The following is a 16,652-nucleotide window of genomic DNA, read 5'->3' as shown; positions in this document are numbered from 1 at the left end:
GGATCTAAGTCGGAGGACCGCGATGGCGGAGAACGCTGAGATCAAGTTCGCGCAAGATGGGGCTGGTGCCCTCGTCCTCGCGCTTGCCGGTAGCTGGCGTGCCATCGATCACGTGCCGAGTGCTGGCGAAGTCGAAAAGCAGATCGGCTCGGGTGCGGTTCGTCAGATCGGCTTCGACAGCTCTAAACTCGCCGCATGGGACGGCGGCATCCTGCCCTTCCTTCTCAAGCTCGTCGCCTTGACGAAGGAGCGCAAGATCGAATTGAACCTGACGGGGTTGCCGGAGGGCGCGCGAAATCTCCTCAAGCTCGCCCAGGCGGTGCCGGAACGAAAGGGTGCTCGAAGAACGACCGTGGCTCAGTCGATTTTGGTCGAAGCCGGCAACGCGGCGATCGCCGCATGGCGGGAACTCGGCCGGATGATCGGCTTCATCGGCGACCAAACGCTCGGCATGTTGCGCTTGCTGGGCGGGAAGGCGAAATTCCGCCGCTCCGATTTCCTCGAGATCGTTCAGGATTGCGGTGCGAAGGCGCTGCCGATCGTCTCGCTCATCAGCGTGCTCGTTGGCCTCATCCTCGCATTCGTAGGCGCTGTGCAACTCCGGCAATTCGGCGCCCAGATCTACGTGGCCGATCTCGTGGGCATCGCCACGGTCCGGGAAATGGGCGCCATGATGACGGCGATCATCATGGCGGGCCGAACGGGGGCCGCGTTCGCGGCCCAGCTCGGCACCATGCAGGTCAACGAGGAAATCGACGCGCTCAGCACATTCGGCTTCTCCCCACTCGATTTTCTCGTGACGCCACGGGTCCTGGCATTGGTCGTCATGATGCCGTTCCTGTGCCTTTATGCCGATCTCCTCGGCATTGTGGGTGGCGGGATCGTCGGCGTCACCATGCTCGACATTCCGGTCCTGCAATACATCACCGAAACGCGCGCGGCGTTGTCCGTCGGCGATTTCGCGGTCGGTCTCGTGAAAGGCTGCGTCTTCGGCGTGCTGATCGCCGTCGCGGGTTGCATGCGCGGCATGGAATGCGGCCGCAGCGCCTCCTCGGTCGGCAACGCGGCGACCTCGGCGGTCGTGACCGCCATCGTCGCGATCGTCGTCACGGACGGAATCTTCGCGGTGGTCACCGACATTCTCGGCATATAGGGCTCTGCCTCCCATGTCCCATCCGGAAGCCGCATCCCCCGCAATCGTCATCGAGAATCTCGATATGGCTTTTGGCACCTTCGTCATCCAAAGGAACCTGAATTTCGTCATTAACAAGCGCGACATCTTCATCATCATGGGTGGAAGCGGGTGCGGCAAGAGCACGTTGCTGCGGCACATGATCGGGCTCATCTATCCAGCCCGCGGTAGGATCATCTATGGCAGTCAAAGCCTGTGGGACGCCGAGGAAGACAAACGACAGGCGCTGCTGCGGCGCGTCGGCGTGCTCTATCAGCAGGGCGCTCTTTGGAGCTCGATGACGCTCGCCGAGAATATCGCCTTGCCGCTCGAGGCCTACACCGATCTCTCGCGCGTCGCGATCCGCGATTTGGCGTCCGCCAAGTTGGCACTCGTCGGATTGTCGGGCTTCGAGGATTACTATCCATCGGAGATCAGTGGGGGCATGCAAAAGCGCGCTGGCCTTGCCCGCGCCATGGCGCTCGACCCCGAATTCCTCTTCTTCGACGAACCGTCGGCCGGCCTCGATCCGATCAGCTCGCGCCTGCTCGACGATTTGATCCTTCAACTCCGGGACAGTCTCGGTGCTACGGTCGTCGTCGTGACCCACGAGCTCGCGAGCATCTTCGCCATCGGCAATAATTCAGTATTCCTCGACCCGGACACCAAGACGATGATCGCGGAGGGCGATCCGAAGAAGCTTTTGGCCGAGAGCCGGGACGAGAGGGTGCAGCGATTCCTGCGCCGGGGCGAAAATCAGGCGAGCACCTAACGTTGCGGCTGCAATTCGAGGGGCATCATGGCGAGCCGAGCAAATCCGAAACTGATTGGTGCCTTCGTCATCGGCGGCGTGTTTCTGTTCGTCGCGATGATCGTTGCCTTCGGCAGCTTCCAGTTTTTTGCCGCGCGCATTCCCATCGTCATGTACTTCCATGACGATATGAGCGGTCTTGACGTCGGTGCCGCCGTGAATTTTCGCGGCGTGCGGATCGGCACCGTCACGAAAGTCATCATCCAATTTAACGCGAAAGACTTGAATGTGAACGTCCCGGTCTATGCCGAGCTCGATCCCGAGGAATGGACGGTCGTTGGCGGCCCCAAGGTGTCGATATTCCACCGGGAGGAGAGGCTCCAGACGCTCGTGGAGCGTGGTTTGCGCGCCCAGCTCGCGGCGCAGAGTCTGGTGACCGGGAAGCTGGTGGTGGAACTCTCGTTCCAGCCGGGCGCGCCAGTGCAAGCGGGTGCGATCGACCAAGGATATTTGGAAATTCCAACGGCACCGTCGGAGTTTTCGGAGCTCAAGAAGAGCATCGCCGACGTATTGAACTCGCTCGCCAGCGCCAAGATCCCCGAACTTGTGTCCGATCTGCGCCAGCTCGTCCAAGACGTCGATCAGCAGGTAAAGGCCGGCGATCCGGCCGCCGTGATGATCGACGCCCAGGAGCTTATGAAGGCGATCGAGCGGGACGCCGACAGGATAACGTCGAGCTTTGTGCAGACCATGGATACGGCCGACCCGGCACTCGTGAGCGCCGATCGTATGTTCCAAGACACCGACCGGACGGTCGTCGCGGCACGTCCCTTGATCGACGACCTGCGCGGAGCCGCGAAACGGCTCGACGATCTGGCGGCGGCGGCGATGGAAACAATACGGCCGGGCTCACCGCTCCATACCGAACTAATCAACGCATTAAGAGAGATCGCCGCCGTGTCGCGCTCGGTGCGCGCCCTCGCCGACGACCTCGAAAAAAATCCGGATTCGATCCTGTTCGGCAAGTCGGGAGGCAGGAGATGAAGGCCCATTGCGGCACGTGGATGTGGTCCTTCGCGGCGGGCGTTCTTCTCATCGGCCTGGGCGCTTGCGGCGGCTTGGGTGGCCCCAACCCACCCAACCACTATTATGTGTTGAACGCCGCGTCGACCGCTTCAGCGACCGGCGTGGGCCAGGCGCAGCACGGCCCCCTCATCGGCGTCTCGCCCGTGTCGCTTCCCGCCTATCTCGACCAGGCGGGTATCACGACGCGGGGAGCCGGAAACGAAGTCGTCCGCGCCGAATACGACCGCTGGGCGGGCCCCCTTGGCTCGGAGATCACGCGCGTCGTCGGGGAGAATTTGGCCCTCATGGTTCCGACGGACCGATTGACCACAACACAGACCGGACGGTCGATTTCGCTCGATTATTTGGTGGAAATCGAGATTGCGGCGTTCGAGCGCGATCAAAGCGGCGCCGTCCAACTCGTCGCACGGTGGAGCCTGTTCAGCCAGGACGGCAACAACCTTCTCACGATGCAGACCTCGCGCATCAGCCGCCCGACGTCGGGTTCGGACTACGACAGCGATGCCGCGGCAATGAGCAGCGCCCTTGAAGCACTCTGCCACGATATCGCAGCAGCGATTCGGGAAAATCTGGCGACGCCACGCACGACCAAGGCGCCGCCGAAGGCGACTAAATAACAGCGCCGCAACCGACAGCGTGGCAAGAGGAGACGGTCGCCCCGAAATCTCCCGATCAGCGTGGCGGCGACCGCGCCTCGGGTCGTTCGTTGCCGCGCTCCGCGTAGCGACTTAGAAGGATGGCGTGCAATTTGTCCCTGCCGATGGCGCGCGCAACCTGTGTGTACGCGAAATAGGGCATCAGGGCGAAGGTCATGATTATGGCCATGATGGCCACGCGAAAGAGACCACCCCTCGCACCGCCGAAACTCGGTATGCTATCGGCGATCGTCTTTCCGTCGAAGAGGCCGACAATCGTTTCTTCGATAACGTGAAAGCAAATGAAAAGGGCGGCGAACAAAAGGGACTTCAAAACGATCGAATAAATCACGCGCCACCGCTCGATCCGGCGCCCCAGGCGCAGATCCTCCGCAACAAGCATCACTTTGGCCAGAATGAGGGCGTTGATCGCGGCGAACCCATAATGGGTAAAGCTGATTTCATGTTGCGCCAGGACAAGCGATTCGTGGAGGGTGAAGAGGCCAAGCAAGACAAAGAGGTAAAGAAACATTGCCGCGAATTGCTTTACCTCATGGACCACCCTTTGCTCGACGCGGTGCATGCGTGTCTGTTCGCCCGCCGCACCGGTCGTTGAATTTGCTTCGGCAGGTACGTGCTCACCGCTCATTTTCGGAGAGTGTCACATTCGAACAAACGGCTGAACCGACCACCCCTGGCGGTCACTCGGAGAGCGACTGCAACGCATAGAGCGCCATTAGTGCTGGACCCGGCTTGACGTTCCACTCGCCGAACCAGCGCTTGTAGATTTCCCATATCTGTCCGGACTTGTAGGTTTGGGCGAGCGCGCGATCCGCCACAACCCGAAAATCGGCGTCGTTCTTACGAATCATCAATGCGTAAGGCTCGTAGGAATAGAACGTGCCCGACATCCGGTAAAGACTCGGATCCTTCGACTTCTTGGCAAGGCCGATCAGCAGCACCTGATCCGAGGCATAGCCATCCGCCCGTCCGTCGGTGATGGCGGCGATGCCGTCTTCGTGACTCTTGACCGGCACGATATCGGCATTGACCAGCAACTGCTTGAGCACGTCTTTCATAACCTTCTCGGTCGTCGTGCCCGGCAGGACGGCGATCTTCTTGCCCGCGAGGTCCGAGGGCGCACGAATATTGGAATCGAGCCGCACGAGCATCTCGGTTCCCGTGAGGAACGTGAATAAGCTGAAGTCGAAGCGGGTCTCGCGGGAGAGCGTGCGGGTCGTCGCCCCACATTCGATGTCGATCTCGCCGGACTCGAGCTTGCTGAAACGCGTTTCAGCATCGACCGGCACGTACTTCACCTGGAGGTTGTCCATTTTGAGCGCGAGCTTCAGCTCGACGACAACCCGATTGCATAAATCGATGGAAAAGCCCTGGGGCTCGGCACCGGCCCCCGAGGAAAAGGGCGGTGCATCGGTGCGATAGCCGACAAGAACCGCACCACTCGTCTTGATCTTGTCGAGAGTTTGAGCATGGGCGTGCAACACGGGCGATAGAACGCACATCGCAGCGCACGCAATCGCGATTCGGATGACACGCATGACAGCCCCCCGTCCGCTTCACCGCGCTTGGCATGAAAGCACAGTTTCAACACCCTCGCCACTTCGGATCGACGTCCGATGCGAGATCATCCGGCCGCCCCCTCGTTGCATGGCGCAAAGGCAGGCGCGGGCCCTTCAGCGGTTAGTGGAGCCCTCTGATACCCGAAACGACGCGGCGTACCTGTTCATTTTGCTGTTGCGCCGCCGCCGTGGTGCTCGTCACCTGTTTCTGTTCCGCGAGCCTGATCTGATCCACCAAGGCGTCGATCCGCTCGCGCCTTTGGCTACGCGTCATCGTCCCCTGCTGGATCGCCTGCGTCATACGCATGTCCTCGGAAATAAGCTGTTCGTAAAGCACGCTCAAAGAGGGATTGGATTGCTCGTAATTCCGCACGGCAGAATAGGCGCATTGACGCCATTCTAGCTCGTGCGGAGCAAGTGCATTCTCCGGGATGCTGGCGGTATTCTCTGGATCGTATCCATGCTCGGCCGTGCACTGCTTGAGATCGGCACTCAGCCTCTCGCGGGCCTGCATCAGTTGCCCTTCTGGTGTGTTGGAACTGGTGGAGCCCGTGTCACATGCAGACAGCGCGGCAACTAACGCAAGTGACGTGGCGAGCATGACGAGTTTGGTTCTCATCGTCCCTCCAAGTGCTGCGAAGCCCGTTTGGCGGATCCCCTGAACCGAGGGGCGCCCGCCCTATCCATTCCATCGGAGGTACCTAAAGGCCTGTGCTGGCAGGTATCCGGTTTCCCCAGTGACCGTATGGGAAATGTATCACGGGCGGCCGGGTGGCTGTTGATTCAAATCGGTCACGCGATCGCTGCGTGAATCGCTATTAAAGTTCGCGGCCCGCCTCCGGTGCGAGCCCACGTCGCCGGTGTGTCGGGATCGAATTTCATAAGCGTATGATTTGACACAATTTATTTTAGCGCATTCGCAGGCCGGTGCAGTGCGTTAGGGTCTTTTTGAAATATTATCTATCGATTGACATTATCACTTGTATGGAATAAAGCACCGGGCTTTCGGGGAAGGATGGGATGAGCAACGTCGAACGGCATTATCGCCCAGGCACTTATCAACGGGGTGAGGACACGCGTCGTCGGATTCTCGACGCCGCGATCGAGATCTTTGCAGTCGAGGGATACGACGGTGCGAGCACACGCACGCTGGCCGAACGGGCAGGCGTAAACCTCCCGGCCATCCAGTACTACTTCGGCAGCAAGGAGGGTCTCTACCGCGCGGTCATTGACTACATGGTTCGGCAAATGGAAACGCGCATGAATCCAATCGCCGAGCGCGTGCGTACTCTTCTTGACGGCGGCGAACCATCGCCGAGGGAACTCCTGGATCACTTGTGCGAAATGCTCGATGCCTTCGTCCTGGTCGTGTTCGACAAGGAGCATCAGCAAAGCCGGCGGCTTCTCTGGGCGCGCTCGGAGGTCGAGGAGACAGCCGCACTCGATCCGCTGCACGAAAGGGGGAAAAAACAGATCTTCGAGCCGTGCGCGATGCTGATAGCGCGCCTCTTGGCGCTCTCCGTGGACGACGAGCAAGTCGTCCTTCGAACAATCGCGATGATCGGTCAGGTCGTGATCTTCTGCAACAAGGCAACGCGCCGCGCCCTCGGATGGTCCGACTTTGGCGAGTACCGGATCGCGGCGATCCAGAAGATCGTGCGACGGCATGCGGAGGCAATTTTTTCGGTCGAAGGTTCCAGGCGATGACGACGGGCAACCGCCCTCATAGGATCGATACATTGCGCCGCGGCGTTGCGTTCATCGCGGCGATCGCTGCGACCAGTGTCGCGGCGGGATGCGAGCTCGGCCCGGACTTCACGCGCCCGCCGGCTCCCCAAGGGGCGGGCTACACGCCGGAGCCGTTGCCCGTCGCCACCGCTTCGTCCGACGTGCATGGCGGCGAGGCCCAACATTTCGTCGAGGGCCGCGACATCTCGGGTCAGTGGTGGACGCTCTTCCGCTCCGAAGCGCTCAATACCTTGATCGATCGTGCGCTCAAGGCGAATCCTTCGTTACAGTCCGCGGAGGCAACGCTGCGCGAGGCGCAAGAAAACGTTTATGCAGAGGAGGGCGCTCTCTTTCCAACCTTGAGCGTCAACTTCACGCCTCAGCACTCGAAGATCTCGGGCGAATCGTTTGGCGTGCCGGCCAATATTCCGGCATTCAACCTTGTTACCGCGTCGGTGAATGTCTCCTACGCGGTCGATGTCTGGGGCGGCACGCGACGGCAGGTCGAATCGCTCCAAGCCCAAGCGGAAATGGACGCGTTCGAGCTGGAGGCCGCATATCTCACTCTCACGTCGAACGTCGTCGCGGCGGCAATCGAAGAAGCCTCCCTGCGGGATCAGATCGCGGCGACCCAGGACATCATCGAGATCGAATCCCAGGAGCTCGACGTGCTGCAGCATCAATTCGAACTTGGCGGCACCTCCAAGGTCGCTGTACTTGCCCAAGCGGCGACACTCGCGCAGACGCGTGCGACCTTGCCGCCGTTGGAGAAGCAATTGGCCCAACAGCGCGACCTGCTCGCAAATTTGATCGGCCGGTTTCCCAACGAAGTCATAAACGAAAAGTTCGACATTGCTTCGCTGCAATTGCCGCAAGAACTCCCGGTCAGCCTGCCATCGAAACTTGTCGAGCAACGCCCGGACGTGCGTGCTGCGGAATCGGAGCTGCACGCGGCGAGCGCTTCAATCGGCGTTGCCACGGCAAATCAATTCCCGCAGTTCGACATCACGGGCCAGCTCGGCAGCAGTGCCACCGGATTCGGCGGCCTGTTTTCGAGCGGCACCGCCATTTGGAACATCGCGGGCAGCGCCACTCAGACAATTTTCGACGCTGACACCTTGCTTCACAAGAAACGCGCTGCGGTCGCTGCATTCGACGCATCGGACGCCATTTATCGCAGCACGGTGCTCTCCGCCTTCCAGAACGTCGCGGACACTTTGCGCGCACTCGAATCCGATGCAAACGCCGTGAATGCACAGCTCGCTGCGGTGCGCGCGGCCGCCGACAGCCTCGCCATAACGCGCACGCAGTATCAGGCAGGTGCCATCACGTACCTCTCGTTGCTCACGACCGAGCAAACGTACCAACAAGCGAGGATCGGTCTCGTGCAAGCGCAGGCCAGCCGATACGCGGACACGGCTGCCCTGTTCGTGGCTCTTGGCGGCGGTTGGTGGAACCGCAAGGACTTGCCGCCGGATTACGGAGCACCTGAAACGTTCGTTGAGATCGGCCCCTAGTATTTCGAATCCGATGACGGCGAAGCGAGATGGTGCGATAGCGAGAAACGGAGATTGAGGCGATGGCGAAGCGCATGATCGTGATGCTGATCGTGGTCGGATTGGTGCTCAGCGGCATTTTCGGCTTCCAGGCGTTCAAGAACTACAAGATCAAGCAATACTTCGCGTCACAGGGAGCGCCCCTGCAGACCGTATCGGCCACGCCAGCAACCGAGCAGGGCTGGCAGGCGCACGTCGACTCCGTGGGCACCCTGCGCGCCGTGAATGGCGCCGATCTTAGCTCCCAAGTCTCCGGCAACGTATCGGCGATCCACTTCGAGTCCGGGGCCGACGTCAAGGAGGGCACTTTGCTCGTCGAGTTGACCTCGGCGGATGATCTCGCCAAGCTGCAATCGCTGAAGGCCAACGCAGCGCTCGCAAAGATCACCTACGAGCGGGACCTGCGTCAGTTGAAGGCGCAGGCGGTGAGCCAGCAAACCGTCGATACCGACGAGCAGACGCTCAAGAGCCTCGAGGCTCAGGTCGCCCAGCAGCAGGCGACGGTCGATTATAAATTCATTCGTGCTCCCTTCGCCGGCCGGCTCGGCATTCGACAAGTGGACCTCGGCGAATATCTTGCCGCGGGTACGACGATCGTCACGCTTCAGTCCCTCGATCCGATTTACGTCGACTTCTATCTCCCCCAACAGGACCTCGATCAGATCAAGGTTGGCCAATCCCTCGAGGCATCGGTCGACACCTACCCGAATCAGAAATTCCCCGGCACGATCACCGCAGTCAACCCAAAGGTCGATTCGAGTACGCGCAATGTTCAAGTCCGCGCCACTCTCGGCAACGCCGACCACAGCCTGCTGCCGGGAATGTTCGCGTCGGTGAGCATCGATATCGGCGCGCCGAAACGCTACGTCACCCTGCCGCTGACCGCCATTACCTACAATCCCTATGGCAGCACCGTTTATGTGGTCGACGACAAAGGCAAGGGAGCTAACGGCCAACAGCAGCTTGTCGCACGCCAGACATTCGTTACAACGGGTGCTACCCGTGGCGATCAGGTTGCCGTCACGAGTGGCGTGAAGGAAGGAGAGATGGTCGTCAGCGCCGGCCAGAACAAGTTGCGCAATGGAGCGCCCGTCCTCATCGACAATACGATCAAGCCGACGGCCGACGCCAATCCCTTGCCGGTCGATCAATAAGGCGGAGCGACCCCGATGAAATTCACGGACATTTTCATCCGCCGGCCCGTCTTGGCGTCGGTCGTAAGCCTGATGATCCTCGTGCTGGGGTTGCGCTCGGCCGCACTGCTGCCGATCCTGCAGTATCCGCGCACGGAAAATGCCGTCGTCACCATCAGCACGACCTATTACGGCGCCGACCCCGAGGTGATTGCGGGTTTCATTACGACGCCGCTCGAGACGGCGATCGCGCAGGCGAACGGCATTGACTACATGAGTTCGACGAGTCAGTTGAGCGTCAGCACAATCACCGTGTACCTGCGCCTGAACTACGACGCCGACAAAGCACTCACCGAAATCAACACCAAAGTGAATTCGGTGCTCAACCAATTGCCGGCGGGATCGCAGCAGCCGGTGCTGAGCGTGAAGGTGGGCCAGACCATCGACGCGATGTATATCGGCTTCAACAGCGACGTGCTCGCCGCGAATCAGATCACCGACTATTTGGTTCGCGTTGTGCAGCCGAAATTGCAGGCGGTCGAGGGCGTGCAGACTGCAGAAATTCTCGGCGCCAAGAATTTTGCACTTCGTGCATGGCTCGATCCCGCCAAGCTCGCCGCTTACGGCCTTTCCGCCGCCGATGTCAGCCAAGCGCTGAGCGAAAACGACTATATCTCCGGCCTCGGCAATACTAAGGGGCAGATGGTGCAGGTCAACCTGTCCGCCTCTACGAGCCTGCATTCGGTCGAGCAGTTCAGGAACCTGATAATCAAGCACTCGAGCGATGCGATCGTGCGCCTCAAGGACGTCGCCAAGGTGACGTTGGGAGCGGAGGACTACGAGACGGAAGTCGGCTTCGATGGGAAGAAGGCGGTCTATATCGGCATCCAAGTGGCGCCGGCCGCCAATCTCCTCGACGTCATCAAGGGTGTGCGCAAGATATTCCCGGAGATACAGTCGCAGCTGCCGCAGGGCCTGAATGGAGAGATCGTCTACGACTCGACCGCATTCGTGAACAGCGCGATCAACGAAGTCGTGCGCACGCTCATCGAGGCGCTCTTGATCGTGACATTCGTCGTGTTTGCGTTCCTGGGCTCTCCGCGCTCGGTCCTCATTCCGACCATTGCCATTCCGCTGTCTCTGGTCGGCACCTTCACGATGATGCTGATATTCGGCTTCTCGATAAATCTCTTGACGTTGCTCGCCTTGGTCCTGGCGATCGGCCTCGTGGTGGACGACGCGATCATCGTCGTCGAAAATGTCAATCGGCATCTCGATGAAGGCATGAAGCCTATCGACGCGGGGATCCTGGCCGCTCGCGAGCTCGGTGGGCCGATCATCGCCATGACGGTTGTGCTCGTCGCGGTTTACGTTCCGGTCGGCTTTCAGGGGGGCTTGACGGGTGCCCTCTTTACCGAATTCGCCTTCACGCTCGTGGGCGCAGTCACGGTCTCGGCAATCATAGCGCTCACGCTTTCGCCGATGATGTGTTCGCGTTTGCTGAAACAGCATTCATTGGATGATCGGGGCTGGCAGGATCGGCTGATCGATTTCATCGACCGCAGATTCGAGGAGGTACGCCGGCCTTACGAGCGTTGGCTCCACGGCAGCTTGAATTATCTGCCGGTTACGGGCCTATTCGCCGCGATCGTGCTATCCAGCATCTATTTCCTCTATTCGAGTGCCAAGACGGAACTCGCCCCGCAGGAGGACCAGGGGGTCATCATTACCCAATCCATTGCACCCCCGACGGCGACGCTGCAACAGCGCCAGCTTTATGCGCGGCAACTTTACGAGATTTTCACTCAATATCCGGAGATGGACCACGTTTTCCAAATCGACGTGCCGGGCCAGTCGATCGGCGGCATGGTATTCAAACCGTGGGACCAGCGCACGCGCAGCTCAAATGACATCCAACCAAGCCTCCAGACCCAATTAAGCCGCGAAGTGGCAGGTGTGCGGGTGGTCGCCTTCCAGCCGGCACCGCTTCCCGGCAGCCAGGGACTACCGGTCCAGTTTGTCATCGGTACGACCGAGCCCTTTGGGCAATTGAACGACGTTGCGCAGCAATTCCTTCAAGAGGCGGTCAAAAGTGGAATGTTCATTTTTCTCGACAGCGATTTGAAGCTCGATCAGCCCGAGTCGACCGTCGAGATCGATCGCGACAAGACGGCGCAACTCGGGATGAAGATGAGCGACGTGGGCGGTGCGATGACGTCGATGCTGGGTGGCGGCTACATCAATTACTTCGCGCTCGATCAACGTTCCTATAAGGTGATACCGCAGGTGCAGCAGCGCTACCGCCTCAACACGGATCAACTTCTCGATTACTATATTGGCTCGGTGAACGGCATCCCGGTGCCACTCTCCACCGTCGCGCGTATCACCACGAAGACCGAGCCTGAGTCGCTCAATCATTTTCAGCAGATCAACGACGCGACGATCCAAGGTGTCGCCACTCCGGGCGTGGCACTGGGCGATGCGCTTGCCTATCTCCGCGCCCTCGCCGCGAAGACGTTGCCCCAGGGTTATTCGATCGATTACGGCGGCCTGACGCGGCAATACGTTCAGGAGTCGAGCGGTTTCGTTACGACGTTCGCATTCGCCCTGATTATTATTTTCCTCTCCCTCGCGGCCCTTTTCGAAAGCTTCCGCGATCCGCTTATCATCCTCGTCTCGGTGCCCATGTCGATCGCGGGGGCGCTTATTTTCATAAGTCTCGGGATCGGCGGGGCGAGCCTCAACATTTACACCGAAGTCGGACTCGTCACGCTGATGGGCCTCATCAGCAAGCACGGCATCTTGATCGTCGAGTTTGCCAATGAATTGCAGCGGCAAGGCAAATCGAAGCGCGAAGCGATTGAGGCGGCCGCCAGCATTCGCTTGCGACCGATCCTGATGACGACTGCGGCGATGGTACTCGGCGTCGTGCCGCTAATCGTCGCGAGCGGTGCGGGTGCCGTATCCCGTTTCGACATGGGACTCGTGATTGCGAGCGGCCTTGCGATCGGCACCCTTTTCACGCTCTTCGTGGTGCCAGCGGTCTACTTGATGATTGCAGGGGATCACTCGGTCCGGTCCCAAGAAAAGGAAGACTTGAGGCGCCCGGCACCCCACAAGGCTTGAACTGACCCTCGGTTCGCGCTGGCGCAAATACTCGTCCGCACTTGACCAGAGACTGTCGCGGCGTTAATTAACATATGCGTTAATTAACGGATAAAACAAGTGATAGACGCATCGAATCTCAACGGCACTTTCGCCGCCCTTGCCGATCCGACGCGTCGCGCGATACTCGCCCGGCTTGCACTCGGCGAGGCGACGGTCAACGAACTTGCAGCGCCGTTCGCCATCTCCCTTCCCGCGGTCTCGCGCCATTTGAAGGTGCTTGAGCGCGCGGCGCTGATCGTTCGTACGCGTGACGGGCAGCATCGACGGTGTCGTCTCAACGCGCATGCACTGAGTGAGGCGGCCGAATGGATCGCCTTCTATCGCCGCTTCTGGAACGAGAGGTTCGATCGGCTCGACCGGCAGCTTCGCGGTTCGCGCAAATCCAGGGAGAAGATCCATGGCAAGTCCAAGCAAGCCCAGCGCCGCGGAAGCTGATCAAGCCCTTTCGCTCGAGTTGACGCGAGTGTTCGATGCACCACCCGGGGAAGTGTTTCGAAGCTGGATTGAACCTGAGCGTATCGCGCGCTGGATCGGGCCGCGCAGCATCAAGGCGGAGGTGGTGAGAATGGATGCACGGCCGGGCGGATCCTACCGCATTCGGATGCACGACGAGTCGGGCAAGGTCTATACGGTGAGCGGCGTTTACCGCGAGATCATATTCCCCGAACGGCTCGTCTTCACCTGGGCATGGGAGGAAGACGGGCATGGGCACCGCAGCGGCCACGAGTCGGTGGCAGAGATCACGTGCCGAGCGATCGGCCGGAAAACGGAGATGACGATTCGCCATGGCCGGTTTGAAACGAAAGAGTCGCGCGATAGCCACGATCACGGCTGGAGTGGCTCGTTTGACAAGCTCGCGGACGTCCTTGCCGGCAAACCTGGAAGGATATGAACGGGTCGCGGGTTAAGGCCCTCGCGGCATCATCCGCCAACGGCTCGCGTGGCGGATCCGAAATTCGCCACATTAGGGGCCGGGGCCGTGAGCGAACTTCGGATTCAAAGCCACACGAGGAATATATTGTATCTCGTGTGGTATTCGGATTTGAAGTTCCTAAACGCGGATGCGACCAAAATGCTAGGAACTTCAAATCCACCGCACTAGTCCAAGCCCCGAGCCCCATGTCCACGGTCGTTCGATTCGGCGATGTAGAGCCACCACCCCGTTTCATTGATCGAATAGTAGGGGCGATATCGGCGAACTTTTGCGGCCGGCACCACACTTGTAAACTGGTTATCGAGAAGCAAGGCTTCGCCGTCAACGTAGGCGATCAGAACGGCGTGGTCGAGTTGCCGCTCGTCGTCGTGCACAATGACGATTCGAAGGCGCTCGTTTGGAAATCCCGTGGCCCGCAGCATCATGAACTTGGCGACCGAGTAGTCTTGACACTGTCCGTTTCTGCGCAGGAACTCGAACGGCGTTTCCCAGTAATTGACTTCGCCCCAGTTCTGATAGGAGGAAACGTAGGGATGGCGATTGAGCGCGGAATTGACACGCTCCAGCTTCTCCCGGTCGGAGAGCTGCGCCAAATCCTTCAATAAGCGCTGCCATTCCGGCGGCACACAATTGACAGAATTGCTGGCAGCACACGTTGTCGCCGCGAGACGTTGCTCACGCGCCCATCGCGCAAGCAAATCGCGCCATTTCTCGAACCGTGCCATATTCGTCGAATGGACCGTGGGTGCTACGAGAAAGCTTGCTTGTGATGATGCGCGGACGGTCGGTCCGTTGAATTCGCCGCCACTTGCCCCTGTCGCAGACAGGAGCGCGGTTGCGAGGATTACCGAGGTTCGCGGCACATTCAGCACAGTTGCAGGCCTGCCCGATAGTCCATCGTTGCGGTCGATATGCGAGGCCCGTTTCGCCGGCCCCGCCCGGCCCTGAGCCCACATCTCATTGCAGCGAACGCACGCGTCGCTGCGAGGTTTTGACACATCGTCCGATGACCTGTCCATAGTATCGCCTCGGGACGCCTTGGGCGGCTTCGACATGGCGGCCCCTTGCCAGGACAAGATTCGGTCGCCTGCTTCGATCGCACCTGCCCTTAGAGAGGATGCACTTACCGACTTGTCACCACCAAGCGGCCCGCACGATCCGGCCCGGGGCCTCGCCCGGCACTCTGGCGAACTCGATGTTTTTGCGTCATTTATTCTTAAAATTAAATAATACTTATATTTGATCTACGTCGTAATCCTGAGAGGAGCTCAGTATAGCAAAGTAATGGCGCGGGGGTTTTGCAAAATACATTTGCATGCTGATATAGCCTGTGGAATACTATCTTGGGGTGAGTCGTCTCATAGAGATGCCACCTTTGCGTTACCTAATATTAGAGATGACAATGTTGGATTCTGCAGGACTTACTGACCCGACGATTCAAGTTGCGGCAACCTCTGCAACTCAATCCGGCCCCTCTCCGATGGTCGTCAAGGCGCCAGCGGCGAACGAGCATCTCACCGTCGACATTGCGCCCGGTCAGGAACTTGTCTTCGAGTTCAACCCGCTAGACGTTCCCTCGCACGCTATTCGTGGCGACTTAGTTTTCGATTTTCCGAACGGCGGAACGCTCATATTGCAAGGGTTTCCAAATGGCTCGAGCCCGGACGGCTCGACGCTTGTTACCTTGCCGGACGGCGTTAGCCTTTCGATCGCCGATTTGCTTCAATCGCTCGATCTCAACGATATACGCTTCGACGCCGGCCGGTCGAACTCGTGTTCCATTGGGAATTCGATCGCATAACCGACGCCATCGAGGCCGAAAGGCAACTCAAGGGATGGCGACGGGCGAAGAAAGAAGCCTTGATCCGAGGCGACCTTGACGCCCTGCGCATTCTTTCCAAGCGCCGCAGCGATTGACCTCATCCTTCGAGATACTCGCAGTCGCTCGCTCCTCAGGATGAGGGACTGCGGTAAATAGATTTTCCTCATCCTGAGGAGGGACTGAAGGTCCCATCCCGAAGGACGAGGAAGTACTGTGAAAAATGGTCCTCATCCTTCGAGACGCTCGCTGCCGCTCGCCTTGGCCCCCAGGATGAGGAAGTGCTGTGAAAAATGGTCCTCATCCTGAGGAGGGACCGAAGGTCCCGTCTCGAAGGATGAGAGGCCTCTCCTAGCGGTTTCAACGCTCGTGCAGGGCGCGATCGCGCGCCTTGAGGACGGGCTTCAGGAGATAGTCGAGCACGCTCTTCTGCCCGGTGAGGATTTCCGCACTCGCCGTCATGCCCGGAATGATCGGCAGCGGGTTCTGTTCGCTCCCCAGGTGGTTCTTGTCCGTGCGAAGCGTCACACGGAAAAAGCTTCCACCCTTGCCATCGCCCCGTTCCTCCTGGATGGCGTCGGCGCTGATCTGCTCGAGATGCGCCTTGAGGCCGCCATAGATCGAGAAATCGTAGGCGCTGATCTTCACCATGGCCGATTGACCGGGCCGGAGAAAGGCGATGTCGGAGGGGCGCACCTTGGCCTCGACAAGCAAAGTGTCCTCGAGGGGGACGATCTCCACAAGGTCGGCACCGGGGCGAATGACGCCGCCGATCGTGTTGATCTTGATTTCCTTGATCGTGCCGCGGACGGGCGAGCGCACTTCCGTGCGGGTCACGCGATCCTGTTCTGCCGTGATTTTCTCCGTGACCGCCATGAGGTCGGACCGGCGCTTTGCCAAATCCGCACTCGTATCGGAGCGGAAGGTCGCGATCTTCTCGTCGATCTTGCGCTTGATTTCATCCCGTGCTGCCTCGGCGCGGGGGATCGAGATCCGGGTCGAGGAGAGCTGGCCTTCGAGATCGGCGATGGTGCGGTCGAGGCGGATCAGTTCGATACGCGGGGCCGACCCTTTCTCGACAAGGGGTGCCG

At 59.8% G+C, this 16,652-nt stretch carries 16 protein-coding genes; 11 read left to right on the top strand and 5 right to left on the bottom strand.

The genetic code is table 11. The features are described 5' to 3' along the window. Positions 1–22 precede the first annotated feature (22 nt). From VEJ16_02065 to VEJ16_02050, 4 genes are read left to right on the top strand one after another with little or no spacing between them, the layout of a single operon-like run. Positions 23–1,153: an ABC transporter permease gene (locus tag VEJ16_02065; protein HYB08439.1), complete on the top strand. Its 1,131-nt coding sequence runs from the start codon at positions 23–25 to the stop codon at positions 1,151–1,153. Positions 1,154–1,166: 13 nt separating this feature from the next. Beyond that, entirely contained in the window at positions 1,167–1,943 is a 777-nt protein-coding gene (locus VEJ16_02060; GenBank protein HYB08438.1) for an ATP-binding cassette domain-containing protein, read from the top strand. A gap of 27 nt (positions 1,944–1,970) precedes the next feature. Further along, a complete protein-coding gene (locus VEJ16_02055; GenBank protein HYB08437.1) occupies positions 1,971–2,966 on the top strand; it encodes an MlaD family protein in 996 nt (331 codons plus the stop codon). Continuing rightward, positions 2,963–3,625 carry a PqiC family protein gene (locus tag VEJ16_02050; GenBank protein ID HYB08436.1) on the top strand — a complete coding sequence of 221 codons (663 nt, stop codon included), beginning with the start codon at positions 2,963–2,965 and terminating at the stop codon, positions 3,623–3,625. Before VEJ16_02055 ends, VEJ16_02050 begins: the two co-directional genes overlap by 4 nt. A 55-nt stretch (positions 3,626–3,680) precedes the next feature. Here the strand turns inward: VEJ16_02050 and VEJ16_02045 are convergent, their stop codons facing one another. From VEJ16_02045 to VEJ16_02035, 3 genes are all read right to left on the bottom strand, one after another. Beyond that, entirely contained in the window at positions 3,681–4,292 is a 612-nt protein-coding gene (locus VEJ16_02045) for a hypothetical protein (GenBank protein ID HYB08435.1), read from the bottom strand. A gap of 52 nt (positions 4,293–4,344) precedes the next feature. Further along, a complete protein-coding gene (locus tag VEJ16_02040) occupies positions 4,345–5,202 on the bottom strand; it encodes an amino acid ABC transporter substrate-binding protein (GenBank protein HYB08434.1) in 858 nt (285 codons plus the stop codon). Between the two features lie 142 nt (positions 5,203–5,344). Continuing rightward, a complete protein-coding gene (locus tag VEJ16_02035; protein ID HYB08433.1) occupies positions 5,345–5,842 on the bottom strand; it encodes a hypothetical protein in 498 nt (165 codons plus the stop codon). Positions 5,843–6,243: 401 nt separating this feature from the next. On the opposite strand from VEJ16_02035, the gene VEJ16_02030 reads away from it, so the two are divergent. From VEJ16_02030 to VEJ16_02005, 6 genes are all read left to right on the top strand, one after another. Continuing rightward, entirely contained in the window at positions 6,244–6,930 is a 687-nt protein-coding gene (locus tag VEJ16_02030) for a CerR family C-terminal domain-containing protein (GenBank protein ID HYB08432.1), read from the top strand. A 32-nt stretch (positions 6,931–6,962) separates the two neighbouring features. Beyond that, on the top strand, positions 6,963–8,468 hold the full coding sequence (locus VEJ16_02025) for an efflux transporter outer membrane subunit (GenBank protein ID HYB08431.1): 1,506 nt from the start codon (positions 6,963–6,965) through the stop codon (positions 8,466–8,468). A 62-nt stretch (positions 8,469–8,530) separates the two neighbouring features. Then, on the top strand, positions 8,531–9,661 hold the full coding sequence (locus VEJ16_02020; protein ID HYB08430.1) for an efflux RND transporter periplasmic adaptor subunit: 1,131 nt from the start codon (positions 8,531–8,533) through the stop codon (positions 9,659–9,661). A gap of 15 nt (positions 9,662–9,676) precedes the next feature. Then, positions 9,677–12,766, top strand: coding sequence for an efflux RND transporter permease subunit (locus VEJ16_02015; GenBank protein HYB08429.1), 3,090 nt, complete (start codon positions 9,677–9,679; stop codon positions 12,764–12,766). Between the two features lie 102 nt (positions 12,767–12,868). Further along, positions 12,869–13,243 carry a metalloregulator ArsR/SmtB family transcription factor gene (locus VEJ16_02010; GenBank protein ID HYB08428.1) on the top strand — a complete coding sequence of 125 codons (375 nt, stop codon included), beginning with the start codon at positions 12,869–12,871 and terminating at the stop codon, positions 13,241–13,243. Continuing rightward, positions 13,206–13,700, top strand: coding sequence for an SRPBCC domain-containing protein (locus tag VEJ16_02005; protein HYB08427.1), 495 nt, complete (start codon positions 13,206–13,208; stop codon positions 13,698–13,700). The genes VEJ16_02010 and VEJ16_02005 overlap by 38 nt, the downstream gene beginning before the upstream one ends. A gap of 206 nt (positions 13,701–13,906) precedes the next feature. Here VEJ16_02005 and VEJ16_02000 read toward each other — a convergent pair whose 3' ends face one another. Then, positions 13,907–14,344, bottom strand: coding sequence for a transglutaminase-like cysteine peptidase (locus VEJ16_02000; protein HYB08426.1), 438 nt, complete (start codon positions 14,342–14,344; stop codon positions 13,907–13,909). 800 nt (positions 14,345–15,144) lie between these two features. On the opposite strand from VEJ16_02000, the gene VEJ16_01995 reads away from it, so the two are divergent. After that, positions 15,145–15,543 (top strand): hypothetical protein, encoded by a 399-nt coding sequence (locus VEJ16_01995; GenBank protein ID HYB08425.1) that lies wholly within the window; start codon positions 15,145–15,147, stop codon positions 15,541–15,543. A 378-nt stretch (positions 15,544–15,921) separates the two neighbouring features. On the opposite strand, the gene VEJ16_01990 is transcribed toward VEJ16_01995, so the two are convergent. Further along, positions 15,922–16,652: HlyD family type I secretion periplasmic adaptor subunit (locus VEJ16_01990; protein HYB08424.1), on the bottom strand; the 731-nt coding region annotated here is incomplete at its 5' end.

It is taken from the genome of Alphaproteobacteria bacterium (genome assembly GCA_035625915.1).
In the GTDB taxonomy this organism is placed as follows: Bacteria; Pseudomonadota; Alphaproteobacteria; order JACZXZ01; family JACZXZ01; genus DATDHA01.
This window is presented reverse-complemented; position numbering and strand designations above follow the sequence as displayed.